The 14,322-nt window shown below is 29.8% G+C and carries 20 protein-coding genes; 16 read left to right on the plus strand and 4 right to left on the minus strand.

Annotated elements, in window-relative coordinates; genetic code table 11:
- The first annotated feature begins 22 nt into the window (after window positions 1–22).
- On the plus strand, window positions 23–679 hold the full coding sequence (locus NRK67_14070; GenBank protein UUV18403.1) for a hypothetical protein: 657 nt from the start codon (window positions 23–25) through the stop codon (window positions 677–679).
- A gap of 58 nt (window positions 680–737) precedes the next feature.
- On the opposite strand, the gene NRK67_14075 is transcribed toward NRK67_14070, so the two are convergent.
- Complete coding sequence (locus tag NRK67_14075) at window positions 738–1,289, minus strand: XRE family transcriptional regulator (GenBank protein ID UUV18404.1); 552 nt, start codon at window positions 1,287–1,289, stop codon at window positions 738–740.
- 123 nt (window positions 1,290–1,412) lie between these two features.
- Between NRK67_14075 and NRK67_14080 the strand changes: the two genes are divergently transcribed.
- Entirely contained in the window at window positions 1,413–2,069 is a 657-nt protein-coding gene (locus NRK67_14080) for a hypothetical protein (protein ID UUV18405.1), read from the plus strand.
- A 91-nt stretch (window positions 2,070–2,160) separates the two neighbouring features.
- Here NRK67_14080 and NRK67_14085 read toward each other — a convergent pair whose 3' ends face one another.
- A complete protein-coding gene (locus NRK67_14085) occupies window positions 2,161–2,379 on the minus strand; it encodes a hypothetical protein (protein ID UUV18406.1) in 219 nt (72 codons plus the stop codon).
- 506 nt (window positions 2,380–2,885) lie between these two features.
- Here NRK67_14085 and NRK67_14090 point away from each other — a divergent pair.
- From NRK67_14090 to NRK67_14100, 3 genes are all read left to right on the plus strand, one after another.
- Window positions 2,886–3,422, plus strand: coding sequence for a hypothetical protein (locus tag NRK67_14090; GenBank protein UUV18407.1), 537 nt, complete (start codon window positions 2,886–2,888; stop codon window positions 3,420–3,422).
- A 59-nt stretch (window positions 3,423–3,481) separates the two neighbouring features.
- Window positions 3,482–3,889 carry a hypothetical protein gene (locus NRK67_14095; GenBank protein UUV18408.1) on the plus strand — a complete coding sequence of 136 codons (408 nt, stop codon included), beginning with the start codon at window positions 3,482–3,484 and terminating at the stop codon, window positions 3,887–3,889.
- Window positions 3,890–3,950: 61 nt separating this feature from the next.
- Window positions 3,951–5,399 (plus strand): YadA-like family protein, encoded by a 1,449-nt coding sequence (locus tag NRK67_14100; GenBank protein UUV18409.1) that lies wholly within the window; start codon window positions 3,951–3,953, stop codon window positions 5,397–5,399.
- 52 nt (window positions 5,400–5,451) lie between these two features.
- Here NRK67_14100 and NRK67_14105 read toward each other — a convergent pair whose 3' ends face one another.
- The gene (locus tag NRK67_14105; GenBank protein UUV18410.1) at window positions 5,452–6,447 is read right to left on the minus strand and encodes a hypothetical protein; all 996 of its coding nucleotides are present in this window, start codon (window positions 6,445–6,447) and stop codon (window positions 5,452–5,454) included.
- A gap of 340 nt (window positions 6,448–6,787) precedes the next feature.
- On the opposite strand from NRK67_14105, the gene NRK67_14110 reads away from it, so the two are divergent.
- The 5 genes from NRK67_14110 (at window position 6,788) to NRK67_14130 (ending at window position 9,385) form a co-directional block, all read left to right on the plus strand.
- On the plus strand, window positions 6,788–7,054 hold the full coding sequence (locus NRK67_14110) for a hypothetical protein (GenBank protein ID UUV18411.1): 267 nt from the start codon (window positions 6,788–6,790) through the stop codon (window positions 7,052–7,054).
- A gap of 17 nt (window positions 7,055–7,071) precedes the next feature.
- Window positions 7,072–7,359: a DUF503 domain-containing protein gene (locus tag NRK67_14115; GenBank protein ID UUV18412.1), complete on the plus strand. Its 288-nt coding sequence runs from the start codon at window positions 7,072–7,074 to the stop codon at window positions 7,357–7,359.
- Window positions 7,360–7,589: 230 nt separating this feature from the next.
- Window positions 7,590–7,976 (plus strand): desulfoferrodoxin, encoded by a 387-nt coding sequence (locus tag NRK67_14120; GenBank protein UUV18413.1) that lies wholly within the window; start codon window positions 7,590–7,592, stop codon window positions 7,974–7,976.
- A 181-nt stretch (window positions 7,977–8,157) separates the two neighbouring features.
- The gene (locus NRK67_14125; GenBank protein UUV18414.1) at window positions 8,158–8,778 is read left to right on the plus strand and encodes a hypothetical protein; all 621 of its coding nucleotides are present in this window, start codon (window positions 8,158–8,160) and stop codon (window positions 8,776–8,778) included.
- Window positions 8,750–9,385 carry a mechanosensitive ion channel family protein gene (locus NRK67_14130; protein ID UUV19946.1) on the plus strand — a complete coding sequence of 212 codons (636 nt, stop codon included), beginning with the start codon at window positions 8,750–8,752 and terminating at the stop codon, window positions 9,383–9,385. The genes NRK67_14125 and NRK67_14130 overlap by 29 nt, the downstream gene beginning before the upstream one ends.
- A gap of 105 nt (window positions 9,386–9,490) precedes the next feature.
- Here NRK67_14130 and NRK67_14135 read toward each other — a convergent pair whose 3' ends face one another.
- Window positions 9,491–10,192, minus strand: coding sequence for a glycerophosphodiester phosphodiesterase (locus NRK67_14135; GenBank protein ID UUV18415.1), 702 nt, complete (start codon window positions 10,190–10,192; stop codon window positions 9,491–9,493).
- A gap of 193 nt (window positions 10,193–10,385) precedes the next feature.
- Here NRK67_14135 and NRK67_14140 point away from each other — a divergent pair, with 193 nt between their 5' ends.
- The 6 genes from NRK67_14140 (at window position 10,386) to NRK67_14165 (ending at window position 14,137) form a co-directional block, all read left to right on the plus strand.
- Window positions 10,386–10,808: a S24 family peptidase gene (locus NRK67_14140; GenBank protein UUV18416.1), complete on the plus strand. Its 423-nt coding sequence runs from the start codon at window positions 10,386–10,388 to the stop codon at window positions 10,806–10,808.
- 99 nt (window positions 10,809–10,907) lie between these two features.
- Window positions 10,908–11,315 carry a VOC family protein gene (locus tag NRK67_14145; GenBank protein UUV18417.1) on the plus strand — a complete coding sequence of 136 codons (408 nt, stop codon included), beginning with the start codon at window positions 10,908–10,910 and terminating at the stop codon, window positions 11,313–11,315.
- 773 nt (window positions 11,316–12,088) lie between these two features.
- Window positions 12,089–12,904, plus strand: a complete 816-nt coding sequence (locus tag NRK67_14150; protein UUV18418.1) for an alpha/beta fold hydrolase — start codon at window positions 12,089–12,091, stop codon at window positions 12,902–12,904.
- 172 nt (window positions 12,905–13,076) lie between these two features.
- On the plus strand, window positions 13,077–13,298 hold the full coding sequence (locus NRK67_14155; protein UUV18419.1) for a hypothetical protein: 222 nt from the start codon (window positions 13,077–13,079) through the stop codon (window positions 13,296–13,298).
- A 339-nt stretch (window positions 13,299–13,637) separates the two neighbouring features.
- Window positions 13,638–13,784, plus strand: coding sequence for a helix-turn-helix domain-containing protein (locus NRK67_14160; GenBank protein UUV19947.1), 147 nt, complete (start codon window positions 13,638–13,640; stop codon window positions 13,782–13,784).
- Window positions 13,781–14,137: a hypothetical protein gene (locus tag NRK67_14165; protein UUV18420.1), complete on the plus strand. Its 357-nt coding sequence runs from the start codon at window positions 13,781–13,783 to the stop codon at window positions 14,135–14,137. The genes NRK67_14160 and NRK67_14165 overlap by 4 nt, the downstream gene beginning before the upstream one ends.
- The last annotated feature ends 185 nt before the right edge of the window (window positions 14,138–14,322 follow it).

The following is a 14,322-nucleotide window of genomic DNA, read 5'->3' on the forward strand; positions in this document are numbered from 1 at the left end:
TTATAGAACGTGGAGGTAAGTCATGAAAAAAGAGGTCCTAAGATATTTAAAATTATTTTTAGGTTTATTTATTTGTTCCTTAGGAGTAATTATTATTATTAAATCTAATTTAGGATTTTCTCCATGGGATGTCTTACACCAGGGGATATCCAAAGTCACTCACATCACAATAGGTCAGGCTAGTATTTTTGTTGGATTCATAGTTATAATTCTGGATTTTTTTCTGGGAGAGAGAATAGGAAGTGGCAGTATATTAAATATTATTTTAGGAGGTGTCTTTATGGACTTAATTCTTTCTCTGGACATAGTTCCTCTAGGTACAGGCGTACCCATAGGAATTTTTATGATGTTTTTGGGATTACTGGTACTCAGTCTAGGATGTTATCTTTATATCTCTACCGGTCTGGGATGCGGTCCTAGAGATGCCCTTATGGTTGCCCTAACCAAAAAAACCAGACTTTCAGTAAGAGCAGTAAGGAATATCATTGAGATCAGTGTTTTAAGTACAGGATACCTTCTTGGAGGATATGCAGGAGCGGGAACAATTCTCACAGCTATTTTCACAGGGAGTTTTATTCAGGGAGTTTTCAAACTTTTCAAATTTGATGTGAAATCTGTAGTTCATCGGGATATAAAAAGTGAAGTTGTTTCATTAAAAAGATTCATAGTTGATAGATAAAAAAATACTCCCAAACTTATTTGAGAGTATTTCTTATTTCATTGGATAAAAATATAAATTAATTTTTATGATAGACATTGATATTTTGAAATCTGCACTTAATATTTTCTAAATTTGAATATTCATGATCTACATTTGCTCTAAATTTTAAGGCTTCCCCTGTTTTTAAAGTTATAGATTCTTTCCCTATTTTCACTCTCAGAACTCCTTCAATAACAAAGACATACTCCTCTACTTCATTTGGATGCTTAGGAGATGCATGAACACACCCCGGCTCTAAGTCTACATATAATATTTCAAAGTTGTCGTTATAGGAAAACATGGTGTAAATCTTCATATTTTCATCGCATTCCATTATCGGTTCTATATCTAAAGGTGAAACAAACTGATAATTTAATTCGGGTTCCTTCATAAATTCTGAAAAAGGAACTTTCAGTCCTGAAGCAATTTTCCAGAGAGTTGTTACTGTAGGATTAGATATTCCCCTTTCTATCTGCCCCAGCATGGGCTTACTTACTCCTGTAGCAGCAGAAGCTTCATCTAAACTTAAATTCTGGCTTTTTCTTATGGACTTTAAATTTTGCCCAATTAATATATTTAATTCTTTCATAATAACTTACTCCTTAAATTTTTATATAATAAGTATAGCACAAAATATTTTTGTATGCTATACTAGCTTGAAAAGATGTTATAAGATACAAAAATATGTTTTAATTTAATGCGGAGGTAAAGTATGAAAAAAGAGATATTTAAATATTTGAAATTATTTTTAGGTTTATTTGTTTGTTCCCTAGGGATAATAGTTATCATTAAATCCAATCTGGGATTTTCTCCATGGGACGTATTACACCAAGGGATATCCAAGGTCAGTAACCTTACAATAGGACAAGCCAGTATCTTTGTTGGATTCATAGTTATAACTCTGGATTTTTTTCTGGGAGAACGAATAGGAAGCGGTAGTATACTGAACATTATTTTTCTGGGGACCTTTATGGACTTGATCCTCTATCTAGAGATAGTTCCCTTAAGTAATAATATGTTCACAGGAGTTTTTATGATGTTTTCAGGGATGTTTATACTCAGTTTAGGATGCTATCTCTATATTTCTCCCGGTCTTGGATGCGGTCCAAGAGATGCACTTATGGTTGCCCTCACTAAGAAAACAAAGTTTTCAGTAGGAACTGTGAGAAACATTATTGAGATCAGCGTCTTAATCACAGGATATCTTATGGGAGGATATGCAGGGGTAGGAACAGTTATCACTGCCCTCTTTACAGGAAGTTTTATCCAGGGAGTTTTTAAACTCTTCAAATTTGACGTGAAATCCGTAGTTCATAGGGATATAAGAAATGAAGTTGTTTCATTGAAAAGATTTGTAGTTAACAGATAAATAAAAGGTACTCTCATAGAATTTGAGAGTACCTTTTTTATTGCATTGAATTTAAGTGAAAGTTATATGAAATAATCTTTATGAATCTTACTTATTTCATTATTATTCCCACAATAAGTAAGCCAATAATAAATAATAATAATTTATAGTTATTGTCCTCTACACCATTATCATTTTCTAAATCATATATTTTCTGATGTGATATCTGATTCTCTTTTATTAAATTTTCGTTTTCTTTTCTAAGTTCCTTAATTTCCTCCATTACTGTTTTTAATTCTTTTTCAAGAATTTCATACTTTAATTTTGTCATCTATATTCTCCTTGATTATTTATTCCTTTTTTCTATCTATCCCTTAAAAACGAAAGAAAACTCTAGAATTCTTTACTCGTAAATCTTTTTGTTTCACTGAATAATTTCAAAAATTTAGTTTACCCTTTCTTTTTTTCATTTGATTCGACGAGAATAAATAGAAAAAAGTTTAAAAACATTAAAAAAAATTAATTTATTTTTTTACAATTTTTTATCTGGAAAAAAACAATAAAACACCTCTTAGTAAAATATTGTCCTGTTTATAATTTGAATGTTTTAATTGGTTCTAGTGTTTATAATAAAAAAATAAGAAGTCTTAGTTTATTATTAATGAATTCTAATAATTTTAAGTTCTTTTAATAAACATTTGGTTTTTAAAAAAAGCATTTTGGAAAACTTGCATTTTTTTTGCGTATAATATACTATAAATAACTTACCAATGTAAAAGTAGTGTAAAAACTATGTAAAAACTGTGTAAAAATAAATTTTAGGGAGAGTAAAAAATTATGAAGAAATTTAGTGTGTTATTAGTAGTGGTATCGATGGTGATCTTTACAGGGTGTAGTAATGTTGTGGCGACCAGGACAACTTTTGACATTGAATCTACAAAGTTAAGTGAAGACCAGGTGTTGACTATCGTTGAAAAGATCTTATCTGAAGAAGGAATGATGGTTTCCAACAGAGAACAACAAGAAACGTTTAAGATGGTAAAGGCATCACATATAGTAGATACCGATAGAAAATCCAGCACCAGTGAGCAGGTGGTAGGAATGACTCTTAAATATTTAGTGGGAACTGATGAGTTTAAATTATACTTTGTTTTAGATGATGGAAAGATGTATCTCTACGGGACTTTGAAAAATGTGAAAGATCAGATTGTAACAAAGAAAACTACATATATAGACATGACTCAGGACTTTGGTAATAGTTCCCTTGCTAAAATGAATAAAATAGCTGCAAGGATCAAAGAAGAAAGCGGGATTGAAGGAAGGGTATGGAACACTACCGGTAAAAGGTTAGGTTCGGAATACGGTGTAAACTAAATATAGAAAAGTAGGGGATATATCTTATCCTCTATCACTTTTCTAAGGATGGAGGAAGTATGAAAAAATATTTTAAAACACTTATATGTATATTTTTCTTAGGATCTTTAGTACTAATGGGAGCAGATATGGGTAAACCAGATACCCATGGAGCTGAATTTATAAGATATGAAAACGGCTCTATCAGCCATATTGTAAAAGAAATAACAGATGATAATGGGTATCTGATCGGAAAAGGGGAGATTGGAGATCTTCAAGATTTTGAACGCCTCAGTGAACTAGAAGTTTTAGATACTATTTATTTTGAAGTTTATTATTCAGAGGGGAAAAAAAGATTTATCTATGTACATGAATTTAATGATATATATACATATATCATCTTAAACTCTAGGGACAAAGAGTCTTTAAATGCTCTGGCTATAGAGACTATTGATTTAGTAAAGAATTTTGAGTTAGAATTTTTATAAAATAATAGAGATAATCTGTTAGAAACAAAAATAAAATAAATTTTTAGGGAGAGTAAAAATTATGAAAAAGAAGTTATTATTATTAGGAGCACTGATGTTATTATCTACAGGAGTTGTGGCAGATGATGAAGACAGAATTAGGGATATGAAAATTTCAAAAAATATAGTTAACAATGCTGGGTCAATGTGGTTAAACGGTAAATACCAGAATATTAACCCAGGAGAAGACGGATATCTTAATGGTAAGGAATATCGAGAAGAAATTTTGAACTCAACACTGAAAGCATTAGATGACACATATACGGTTATAAAAAATAATAAACTACAAGTGAGTAAAAATGACCTCGCAATACAAAATGCGAATTTAGAAGTGCAAAAGGTGGACGCTAAAATAGGTACTGTTAAAAGGGAACTTGGAGCAAAATATAGGGAAGTCAATACAAAAGTTGCTAAAAATGAAGAAATGGCTACATTAAATATGATAAATCAGAATGATGCTACAAACGGAATGATTAATGCTGTTGAAGAAAAACTTGGTGTAAAGGTAGAAACAGATGCTAACCCAAGCGAAACTGGTAAAAAACAAGCAGCAGCTTTTGAAGTGGTAGCAGGAGTAGTAAGGGAAAATAGAGATGATATTTCTGAAATAAAATCTGACTTCTCAAAGCATACACTAGAAGCTGAAAAAAGAGATAAGATCCAGGATGAACATATAGAAAAACTTAAAGACGCTGATATAAAATTTGCTGAAGCAGATAAAAAGTTTGCAGATACAGATAAACAACTTAAAGAAAAAGATGAACACTTGTCGAGAGTTGATGAAACACTTGCTAGCAATATGAACGATATAATAAAGCACAATAATGCTATCGCTGATCACAATAGTGCAATTTATGAGGATAGCTCATCATATGCAGTTAGAACTGGATCTAATATAAAAGCTGATAATAACAGAGATAGAATAGTAACTCTTGAAAATGCTAGGGCAACTACAGAGGAACAGACAACTATAAACACTGGTGATATAGCTACAAATAAAGCTGATATAGCAAAAAACACAGATAACATAGATAAAGTAGAAAAAGATCTTTATGTTACTGATGACAATGGCGAAGTCGTTGTAGGTGAAAACGGGAACAAAACAACTCAACTTGATGAATTCAGAGAGACTTCTTATGAAGCTATAACCTCGATGAATGGAGATATAAACAAGAACTCTAAGAGAATAGATGGACTAGAGAAAAAGGTAGATGGATTAGAAAGTAAGATGAATAAAGGATTAGCTATGGCAGCAGCTACATCTTCAATAGTCTATCCACACCTGGGAAGAGGAGACGTAGGAATTGGAGCAGGTATGGGTGGATATGGTGGTTCACAGGCTATCGCCATCGGGGTAGCTATGCAGCCAACTGAAAATGTAAGGATAAATACCAATGTATCTACTTCAGATACTTCTGACACTATGTACGGTGCAGGTGTTGGTTACAAGTTTAACATCTTTGGAAGCTAAAGCCAGGAGCCCTTCGGGGCTCTTTTATAAAAAAAGGGGCCAAAGCCCCTTATTATTCCATGATTTTTAAAACTTCATTCAGATAAAATACCTTTGAATTAGGGCATCCACCAATAGTTATTTTATTATGTTCTGCCATAAAAAAATTGATCTTTGAAGCCGTTGACATTGAAATGCCTACATCTTCTGAAATAAGTCTGTTAGTAAATACAGGATTTGCAATTATATAATCTATATATTCCTTTAAGATTTTATTTTCTTCAGCAAATTTTATCATTTCTTTATGTAATTTAACCATTTCCCTTACTTTCTTTTTAGATCTTTGACACTGTTTTATTATACAGTTCAAAAAAAACCTTATCCAAGGTTCCCAATTATCGCTGTTTTTCACCTGATCCAATAAACTATAATAATCATAAAAATCATCTTCAAATTCCTCTGAAATAAAGAACCCATTATCAACCATACCGGTTTTACCGACATATAGTGATAAAAGAATATTCCCAATATTATCAGTGTCAGTCCCGTAGGGGTTTAAAATATGAAATTTAGCATAGATCACAGCTGCTTTCACCAGAGAATCTAAATTAGATATTTTATTTTTGTCAACAAATTTTTCAAGTTCAAGTATCGCTGCCTTAACATCTTTTTCTAAATTTAATATGTTTTCATTTTTCTTACTTCCCGAAGAAATTTTAGACTCCAAAATATCCAGAACTCCAGAGTCAATTTTATCACATGAATATTTTTCACCTGCCATTAACGCTATATTATAGTTTATGGTTTTCTCCACTGAAGCAGAACAATGTTTTTTTAACCTACCTTCTAAAAAAGATCTTAAATCCACTTTTAAGCCGGATAATTTACCGGCATTTATTGTTCCATTATATGTCGCTATTTTATAATATTGATCTTTTATTCCTGATTTATAGATAGATTTATCTAAATTAAATAATGATTCTCTGGCTTTCACCGATAATTTTAGTAGATCTAGTTCCGTTTTAGTGTCCAATATTATTTTTAACTTATCTAAATCACATAATTCCATTTTAAACTCCTTGTTAACTATAATTTTATAAAAAATACATAATTGCATTATTTATAAGTATAACATATTATTTTATGTTTTATTATAACAATTAATCTCCTTCAAATTTCCTGATTTAATTTGTTTCTATACAAAAATTTCAAATAGATCATTTATAAATCTACATTTAAAATAGTATTTTAACTTAATGCTACCACTTTATTACAAACTTCATATTTTACAATTTAAACGATAAAAAAAGGAATTTTTAGAATTTTAAAGAAAATAATATTAATCGATAAAAGCTTTTCTATTAGAGAATATACTTGGACTTAGAAATTATAAAAACGGAGGTAATAAAATGAATAATAAAAAACAGAATTGGAAAGAGAAATTAGATTATGAATATGATGGTCATATCTACACTATGCAGGATACAGAGTTTGATAATTCTATTTTAGAAAGTTTTGACAACAACATGTATGAACTTTATTTAGCAGTTAGATCTACAGACCACACCACTAATAGATATAAAAAATTGATAAGAGCCATAGAAAATTTTAACAACCTCTGTGACGGGCAAAAAAATATTTTTGATCTGGATATAAGGTGTGAAGAGATCCGATAGAAAATGGAAGTGATCCTATGTATGTTGCAGCTGTACAGATAGAAATAAGACTTTCTTGGGCTAGATCTCTTAAAGATAAAAGAATGGTTATAAGAAGCCTTAAGGACAAGTTTTTAAAAAGGTTTAAGATACAGTTAACCGAAGTAGGACTTCAGGATATAAAAGAGAGAGGAATGGTTGCCTTTGCCCTTGTATCAGGAAGTCAGAAATCTGCTTTGGATATCCAGGGAAAGATGATAGGATTTTTTCTGGAAAACTGTCCGGAGGAGATAGTAGAAATAGAAAGATATCTCGATAAATATTAGATGGTAGTTATGAATATAAAAGGGAATTTTAATTTAACCCTTCAAAATTTCCTTATTGAGGTCTCCCCTATAAATTATATTTATTAAAATAACAAATAATAAAAAGCAAGTAGTTTTAAAAAGAAAATTATAATTTATTTCAGAAAAAAAAACAAATTAAAAAAAGGAACTTTATCCTTCTACTGGTATAGATATTTGTAATATTTTTTTATAATACAAGGAGGCAAAATATGGCAAAATTATTTGAAATTTATAAGTGTGAACTTTGTGGAAACATTACTAAGATCTATCATGAAGCTGGTGGTACTTTAAGTTGTTGCGGGGCAGATATGGTCCTTCAGGCAGAGAATACAACAGATGCTGCAGTTGAAAAACATGTTCCGGTTATAACTAAAATAGAAGGTGGATTTGAAGTTAAAGTAGGAGAAACTCTCCATCCTATGACTGAAGCTCACTATATTGAATGGATAGAGCTAATTGTAGATGATTGCTGGGTAACTACTGCATTCTTAAAGCCTGGAGATGAACCTAAAGTTACTTTTAAAGGATGTTCAGGAAAAAAAGTAGAGGCTAAAGCATACTGTAATCTACATGGATACTGGAAAGCAACACTTTAATATTGCAAAAATAGACAGTAAAACAGGGATTAATTTCCCTGTTTTTTATTTGACTAAATCTTAGAAAAAATTCTGAAAAAACACCTAGACCTCTATATATAGATTTTTTAAATTGACAACTGAGGAGATCTAAGGTTATTCTATATTATCTAAAAATCAAAAAAAATAGAAGGAGTATTGTATGAAGTTTAATTTACAAAAATTAGTGGGAAATAAAAATTACCCGTATATATTAGGATTAATTTTATTTATTATCTATGTAATTTTAATGAGGATATGTTACCGGTTATTAAATAAACTGACCAGAAGATCTCTGGTATACTATAAAATTAAAGTAGGAGATAAAATAACAGGTATCAAGATAGGAAACTATGAAATCATAAATAGTAAGATGCAGTTTGCCTTTGTAAAGATAGTTTTAAAAGGAGTTAAATTTTTAAGTTTTGGGATAATATTAATCTTTAGTTTACCGGCTTTATTCTATTTTAACCCCACTACAAAAGACATGGTAAGCAGTTTATTCACCTTTGTTTCCGATCCCATAAAGATGATATTATTAAATATCATAGGAATTATACCAAATTTTATAACCATTATTATTATTTTGCTATTTGTTAAATACCTTTTAAAATTTTTAAGATATTTAGCAGACGAGATCTCAACCGGATCAATGAAGGTCAATGGATTTTATCCGGAGTGGGCAAATCCCACATTTAACCTGTCCAAACTATTTATATATATATATATTAACTCTAACTATCGTATCTCCATACCTGCCTGGGGCCGGTTCACCTGCTTTTAAAGGTATCTCTATATTTGCAGGGATATTAATTTCACTGGGATCGAGTACATATATAGGAAATGTAATTGCAGGGTTTATCCTAACTTATATGAGATCATACCAAGTAGGAGACCGTATTAAAGTAAATGAAATAACAGGAGATGTGGTAGAAAAAACCATCCTTGTAACCAGGATAAAAACTCCTAAAAATGAAAGAGTAACTGTTCCTAATGCTTCTATTTTATCGGGGCATATAATAAATTATACTTATTCTGCTAGAAAATATAATATAATACTGCATACAAATATAACTATTGGATATGACATAGACTGGAGGCTTGTCCACAAACTGCTGGTAGAATCTGCTCAGTCAATCGATGGTGTATTGAGTACTCCAAAACCATTTGTCCTGCAAAAAGCCTTGGGAGATTTTTATGTTGAATATGAGATAAACTTATATACTTCTGAAGAAAAAAAGATGCAGAAGATCATGTCTGATCTTCATGCTAATATTCAGGATAATTTTCATGGAGAAGGGATAGAGATCATGTCTCCACACTATAGGGTTCATCGTAATAATGAAGATATAGCTATCCCAAATAAATACATCAAAACAGAAAATAAATAAAACTATAATAAACATTATAAGCTTTTATATAAAAGGTAGTAAAAAAGATTTTATTCTTTCTTAACTACCTTTTTTATTTCTCTTTATATTATCTTTGATAATTATTTAAAAAATATCTGGATAATTTGTAATTATTCCATCTACACCAAAAGAATCTAAGGTTTTTGCTTCTTCTGCTGTATTGACTGTCCAGGCATAAGTTTTGATATTGTTATTTTTTAGTTCATCTACGTTTATTTTACTTATAAATTCACCTCCGCAATGAACACTATAGAGATCAAAATTAGAAATATAATTTTTTATATTCAACAGACCTGCAGTTATAAGTAATCCTATTTGTATTTCTGGTTTTATTTCTTTGATCCTCTTAATTATCCTATGATCAAAAGATGAGATAATTATATTGCTATTAATTCTAGATTTTTTTTCTAAAATTTCTACAACTTTTTCCTCTATTTGATTGACCTCTCCATGGCGAACTTTAATTTCTATATTCAGTAATTTTTCTTTTGAAATAATATCTAATAATTCTTCTAAGGTCAACACTTTTTCACCTTTAAACTCCTTTGAAAACCAGCTTCCAATATCTAAAGTTTTTAATTTCGCTAAAGTTTGATCTTTTAAGAATCCATTTCCATCAGAAGTCCTCTCCAATGACCAATCATGAAAGACTACAACCTTATTATCTTTTGTCAGCTGAACATCCACCTCAAAGCCGTCACATCCTCTTTTTAACCCCTCTAAAATAGAGGCTTTAGTATTTTCCGGGGCATATCCAGATGCCCCCCTGTGTGCTATAATTTTCATCTTTTTCTCCTTTTTATTTTTATATTATTATTAATGTATATACCTAATGTTTAGTCTTGTCAATTTATATTTTCTCTCATAAAAATATTTGTCTAAAAAACTTTTATTTCGTGATAGAATAAATAATATAATTTTTATCAGAATTCAATGGGGATAAAGATTAAAGTAAAAATTTAAAAATGGGGGAAGAAATTTGGAAAAGATTAAGATTTTAGGGATGGAAGAAATTCCACTATATGAAAATATAAAAGTAATCGATGGTGCTTTTGTTTACGGAGAAGAAGTTGGGACATATACACTCGTTAAAACCCATTATAGCCACTATAATGAGCCATTGGTAGCAATATTAAATACAGATGATTCAATGAGTTCCGATGACCCCCAAAATAGTATCCCCAAAGATTATTTTATACTAGGTGAGATGGATACTCCAGTAAGAAAAGGTAACTTAGGTATTTTCTCATACAATGGAGAATGTATAGTCAGAAGATTAAAAATTTCAGGAAAAAATGCTGTTTTAGAGGCTTTTAATAAAAATTATTCTGATATCAGTGTGGAAGGTGAGGATGAATTTTATATTCTGGCAAAAGTTATAGAAGCTTCCAGAAATTTTTAATAAAATCATTTTTTAATTAATATATGCATTAAAGAAGAATAACATCGAATAAAAAAATTTAGTACCATAAGATAAAGAACTATAAAGGGAGATTAATATATGAAAATAAAATCATTACACCATATCTGTATCCAAACAGAGTGCTACAACGAGTCTAAAAAATTCTATACTGAAATTTTAGACTTTAAAGTTATAAAAGAAACTCCGGATTTTCACAAAAGGGAGTATAATACATGGTTGAAACTAGGTGAATTTATGATAGAGCTTCAAACGGCTAAAATATCAACAAATTTAAATAAATGGAGTTCTTTAAATGAAGGCCCGGTGCACATCTCATTTCTTGTAGAAGATATTCATGAGGCATATGAGGAGATCAAATCTAAGGGATATAATAATTTTAAACTTAAAAATGAAAAAGAGATCTATAAAGTTGAAAACGGATATCTTTTTAAGGTGAAAGCTCCAGAAGGAACAGAAATTGAAGTAAGAGACCAGCAGAAAATCTAAAAAATATTTTTTATGGGAGAAAAAATCTAGGCTGTGATCCGGTTTATTTTATTCTCCTTTTTTTATTATCTAGAAAATTTTAAAATTTATAAAACAACTTAAAAATTTTAAGAATCTGAATTGTGCTTATTCGGATGCAACGTCACGTTGCTTTTTTATTTAAAAATAAAAAGAGTCTTCCACTATTTGCAAAGTGGGAGACTCAGAGGAAAGTATAAGTAAATTTATTCTCTAAAATAAATCTACTAAGGAGGTTTCTATCCATCAATCCCTGGGAAGATTAATGAATATACTTTATAAAACCAACTATAAACTAATTTTAACTCAAATTAAACCTAAAGTCAACTTAAAAAATGAGGAATGTTAAAAAATTCTAAACCTTAATAACTATAAATTAATTTTTATGTATTTTTAAAGATATTCCATTGAATAGACCATCAATAAAAAATTACGCTGTAATACCTCTATAAATATATAAGGGAGCTCCGAAAAGCTCCCTATGTGATGAAATCTCTTAGGAGAGAGTGTAGTTTAAAAAAACATCTGTATTTCATCACACCATATTGTATAAAATTTTAATACAAAAGTCAATCATGAGACAACAACAATAGAAAAATATGACTTTAGAAGGTTAAAATAAAGCTTAATTGAAATAAACCTAAATATAATCAATTTATCAATTATCACACATTTTCTACTAAAATATTAAAGTTTGTGCTATATTATAGGCATTAAGTCTTTTTTTTAGATATAAAAGTATACTGGGAGGAAACATGAATTACATAACTTTAAAAAATAATAAAAAATTAGCCTATATCTCTGAGGGAGAAGGAGAAGTATTAGTTTTTATCCACTCATTTTTATGGGACAAGGAGATGTGGAGACCTCAAATAGATTTCTTCAAAGAGAATTTTAGATGTATCTCCATTGATTTAATGGGGCATGGGGATTCTTCTAACCTCTGTGAAAACAAAGAAAATTACTCTTTGGAAGAGATTTCCAATGACATTTTAGAAGTTTTAGACAGTTTGAATATAAAAAAATACCACTACATAGGATTGTCTGTAGGAGGAATGTTAGCTCCTTATATTGCAGAAGATATTAGAGCTACCAGCATGATCATAATGGATTCATATGTAGGAGCTGAACCTTCAGAGACCCAAGAAACATATTTTCAACTATTAAATAATATAAAAAATTTACAATATATACCTGAACCTATGGCAGAACTGATATCTCCGATGTTTTTTTCCCCCAAAACAACAAAGGAAAAAAATAAATTATATTTAAATTTTCATAATCATCTATTGAACCTGCCGAAAGAAAATATAGATACCATTGTAGCTACTGGATTTGGAATATTTGGCAGAGAAGATACTCTGAATAGATTAGAAAAAATAGATATTCCAACATTATATTTAGCTGGAGAAGTTGATATTCCTAGACCGATGAAGGAGTCCAAAGAGATGAGAGATCTTACAAAAAACTCAAACTTTAAAATAATTGAAGGTGCAGGACATATTTCAAATTTAGAAAATCCAAACAGTGTAAACTCAATAATTCAAGAATTTTTGAATAAAGTCAAATAAAATATAGATTTTTTTGAAAGATATAAAGGAAACCCTATAAAAAATAAGTATATTAATTTAGAAGTTTTTTTATTTGTTGATTTAAAAAAATGTTTAAGCTGCAGTGAGAATAGAAAAAAATAATAAACTTAGATTCAGTTTTTAATTTCAATAGAAAAATGGAGGTGACCTTATGATAACTATTGCTACAATTTTACTTTTGATAACTATATTATTTTTATATTTAAAAAATCAAAATAATAAAAAAGTTGAATATGTATATATAAATGAAAAGACGAAAAAATATCATTTAGAAGAATGTCCATATGCTAAAAATTTAAAGGGTGTTTCTTTAAAAGATGCAGTTAAAAATGGATATACACCATGTAAAATATGTAATCATAATCAACTCTAATAAAGTTTAACCCTAAAAGGACACTATGAATAGTGTCCTTTTATTTATTCATAGAATTTATTAAAGATTAACTTCTTTAAAAGAACACCTATAAAACACCATAACTTTCAGAATTAAGGGCTCTTTGATAACCTTTGCCATTACCTGAAAAATTTTATTAAATCTTCCCTGTTAATATTTTTATAAATTAAATGTATGTAAAGGGTAATATAAAATTGACCCTTTTGAGATAAAAAAGGCAGCTAATTATTGACCCACCCTAATATTACTCTGTACAATCTTTTTAAAGAGATGTACAGGAGGTTTGAGGTGGCAATTCATATGGATACATAAAAAAAAATTAGACGACTTCATCTAGTTGAAGGGGTTTCTATTAGAAAAATTTCTAGAGATCTTCATATTTCTAGAAACACTGTTAGAAAGTATATTAATGGAGATACAATTCCTGGAGAAAAAAGTTTTCTTCTAGAAGAAAACAAGTTATGACTAGAGAAGTCTTAGACTTTATTCAAGCTTGTATTCTTGAAGATAACGAGCATACTCATTCAAAACAGAGGCACACTGCTAATAGGGTTTGGGTTAGACTCAAAGAAGAGGCTGGGTTTCTTGGTTCATATTCTTCTGTTAAGGTTGCATTTAGAGAATTAAAAGGTAAAACAAAAGAGGTTTTTCTACCACTTACCTTTAATCCTGCGGAAGCTATGCAAATTGATTTTGGTTCAGCGCATATCTTTCTCAATGATGAAAAGCAGGAAATAAAATATTTTTGTGCTCGGTTAGCATATAGCGCTCATATCTTTACTAAGGCCTACTTCGCAGAAAAGAAGAATGCTTTTTAGATGGGATCATCTCTGCTTTTGAATATTTTGGTGGTGTTCCTAGAGAAGTTCTCTTTGATAATGCCAGAGTTGCTGTATCAGAAGGCTATGGAAAACATGTAACTAAAATAACTAAAGGGTATGAAACTCTCGTTGCTCATTATGCTTTTAAACCTAAATTTTGCAATGTTAGAAGTGGAAATGAA

It is taken from the genome of Fusobacteria bacterium ZRK30, from assembly GCA_024628785.1.
GTDB lineage: Bacteria > Fusobacteriota > Fusobacteriia > Fusobacteriales > Fusobacteriaceae > Psychrilyobacter.

Excerpts from the sequence above, each read along its gene's own strand:
- NRK67_14100 (UUV18409.1), top strand. The coding sequence starts at position 3,951 with ATGAAAAAGAAGTTATTATTATTAGGAGCACTGATGTTATTATCTACA.
- NRK67_14155 (UUV18419.1), top strand. The coding sequence starts at position 13,077 with ATGATAACTATTGCTACAATTTTACTTTTGATAACTATATTATTTTTA.
- NRK67_14070 (UUV18403.1), top strand. The coding sequence starts at position 23 with ATGAAAAAAGAGGTCCTAAGATATTTAAAATTATTTTTAGGTTTATTT.
- NRK67_14145 (UUV18417.1), top strand. The coding sequence starts at position 10,908 with ATGAAAATAAAATCATTACACCATATCTGTATCCAAACAGAGTGCTAC.
- NRK67_14165 (UUV18420.1), top strand. The coding sequence starts at position 13,781 with ATGACTAGAGAAGTCTTAGACTTTATTCAAGCTTGTATTCTTGAAGAT.
- NRK67_14090 (UUV18407.1), top strand. The coding sequence starts at position 2,886 with ATGAAGAAATTTAGTGTGTTATTAGTAGTGGTATCGATGGTGATCTTT.
- NRK67_14110 (UUV18411.1), top strand. The coding sequence starts at position 6,788 with ATGAATAATAAAAAACAGAATTGGAAAGAGAAATTAGATTATGAATAT.
- NRK67_14125 (UUV18414.1), top strand. The coding sequence starts at position 8,158 with ATGAAGTTTAATTTACAAAAATTAGTGGGAAATAAAAATTACCCGTAT.
- NRK67_14075 (UUV18404.1), bottom strand. The coding sequence starts at position 1,289 with ATGAAAGAATTAAATATATTAATTGGGCAAAATTTAAAGTCCATAAGA.
- NRK67_14080 (UUV18405.1), top strand. The coding sequence starts at position 1,413 with ATGAAAAAAGAGATATTTAAATATTTGAAATTATTTTTAGGTTTATTT.
- NRK67_14120 (UUV18413.1), top strand. The coding sequence starts at position 7,590 with ATGGCAAAATTATTTGAAATTTATAAGTGTGAACTTTGTGGAAACATT.
- NRK67_14085 (UUV18406.1), bottom strand. The coding sequence starts at position 2,379 with ATGACAAAATTAAAGTATGAAATTCTTGAAAAAGAATTAAAAACAGTA.
- NRK67_14135 (UUV18415.1), bottom strand. The coding sequence starts at position 10,192 with ATGAAAATTATAGCACACAGGGGGGCATCTGGATATGCCCCGGAAAAT.
- NRK67_14150 (UUV18418.1), top strand. The coding sequence starts at position 12,089 with ATGAATTACATAACTTTAAAAAATAATAAAAAATTAGCCTATATCTCT.
- NRK67_14115 (UUV18412.1), top strand. The coding sequence starts at position 7,072 with ATGTATGTTGCAGCTGTACAGATAGAAATAAGACTTTCTTGGGCTAGA.
- NRK67_14095 (UUV18408.1), top strand. The coding sequence starts at position 3,482 with ATGAAAAAATATTTTAAAACACTTATATGTATATTTTTCTTAGGATCT.
- NRK67_14105 (UUV18410.1), bottom strand. The coding sequence starts at position 6,447 with ATGGAATTATGTGATTTAGATAAGTTAAAAATAATATTGGACACTAAA.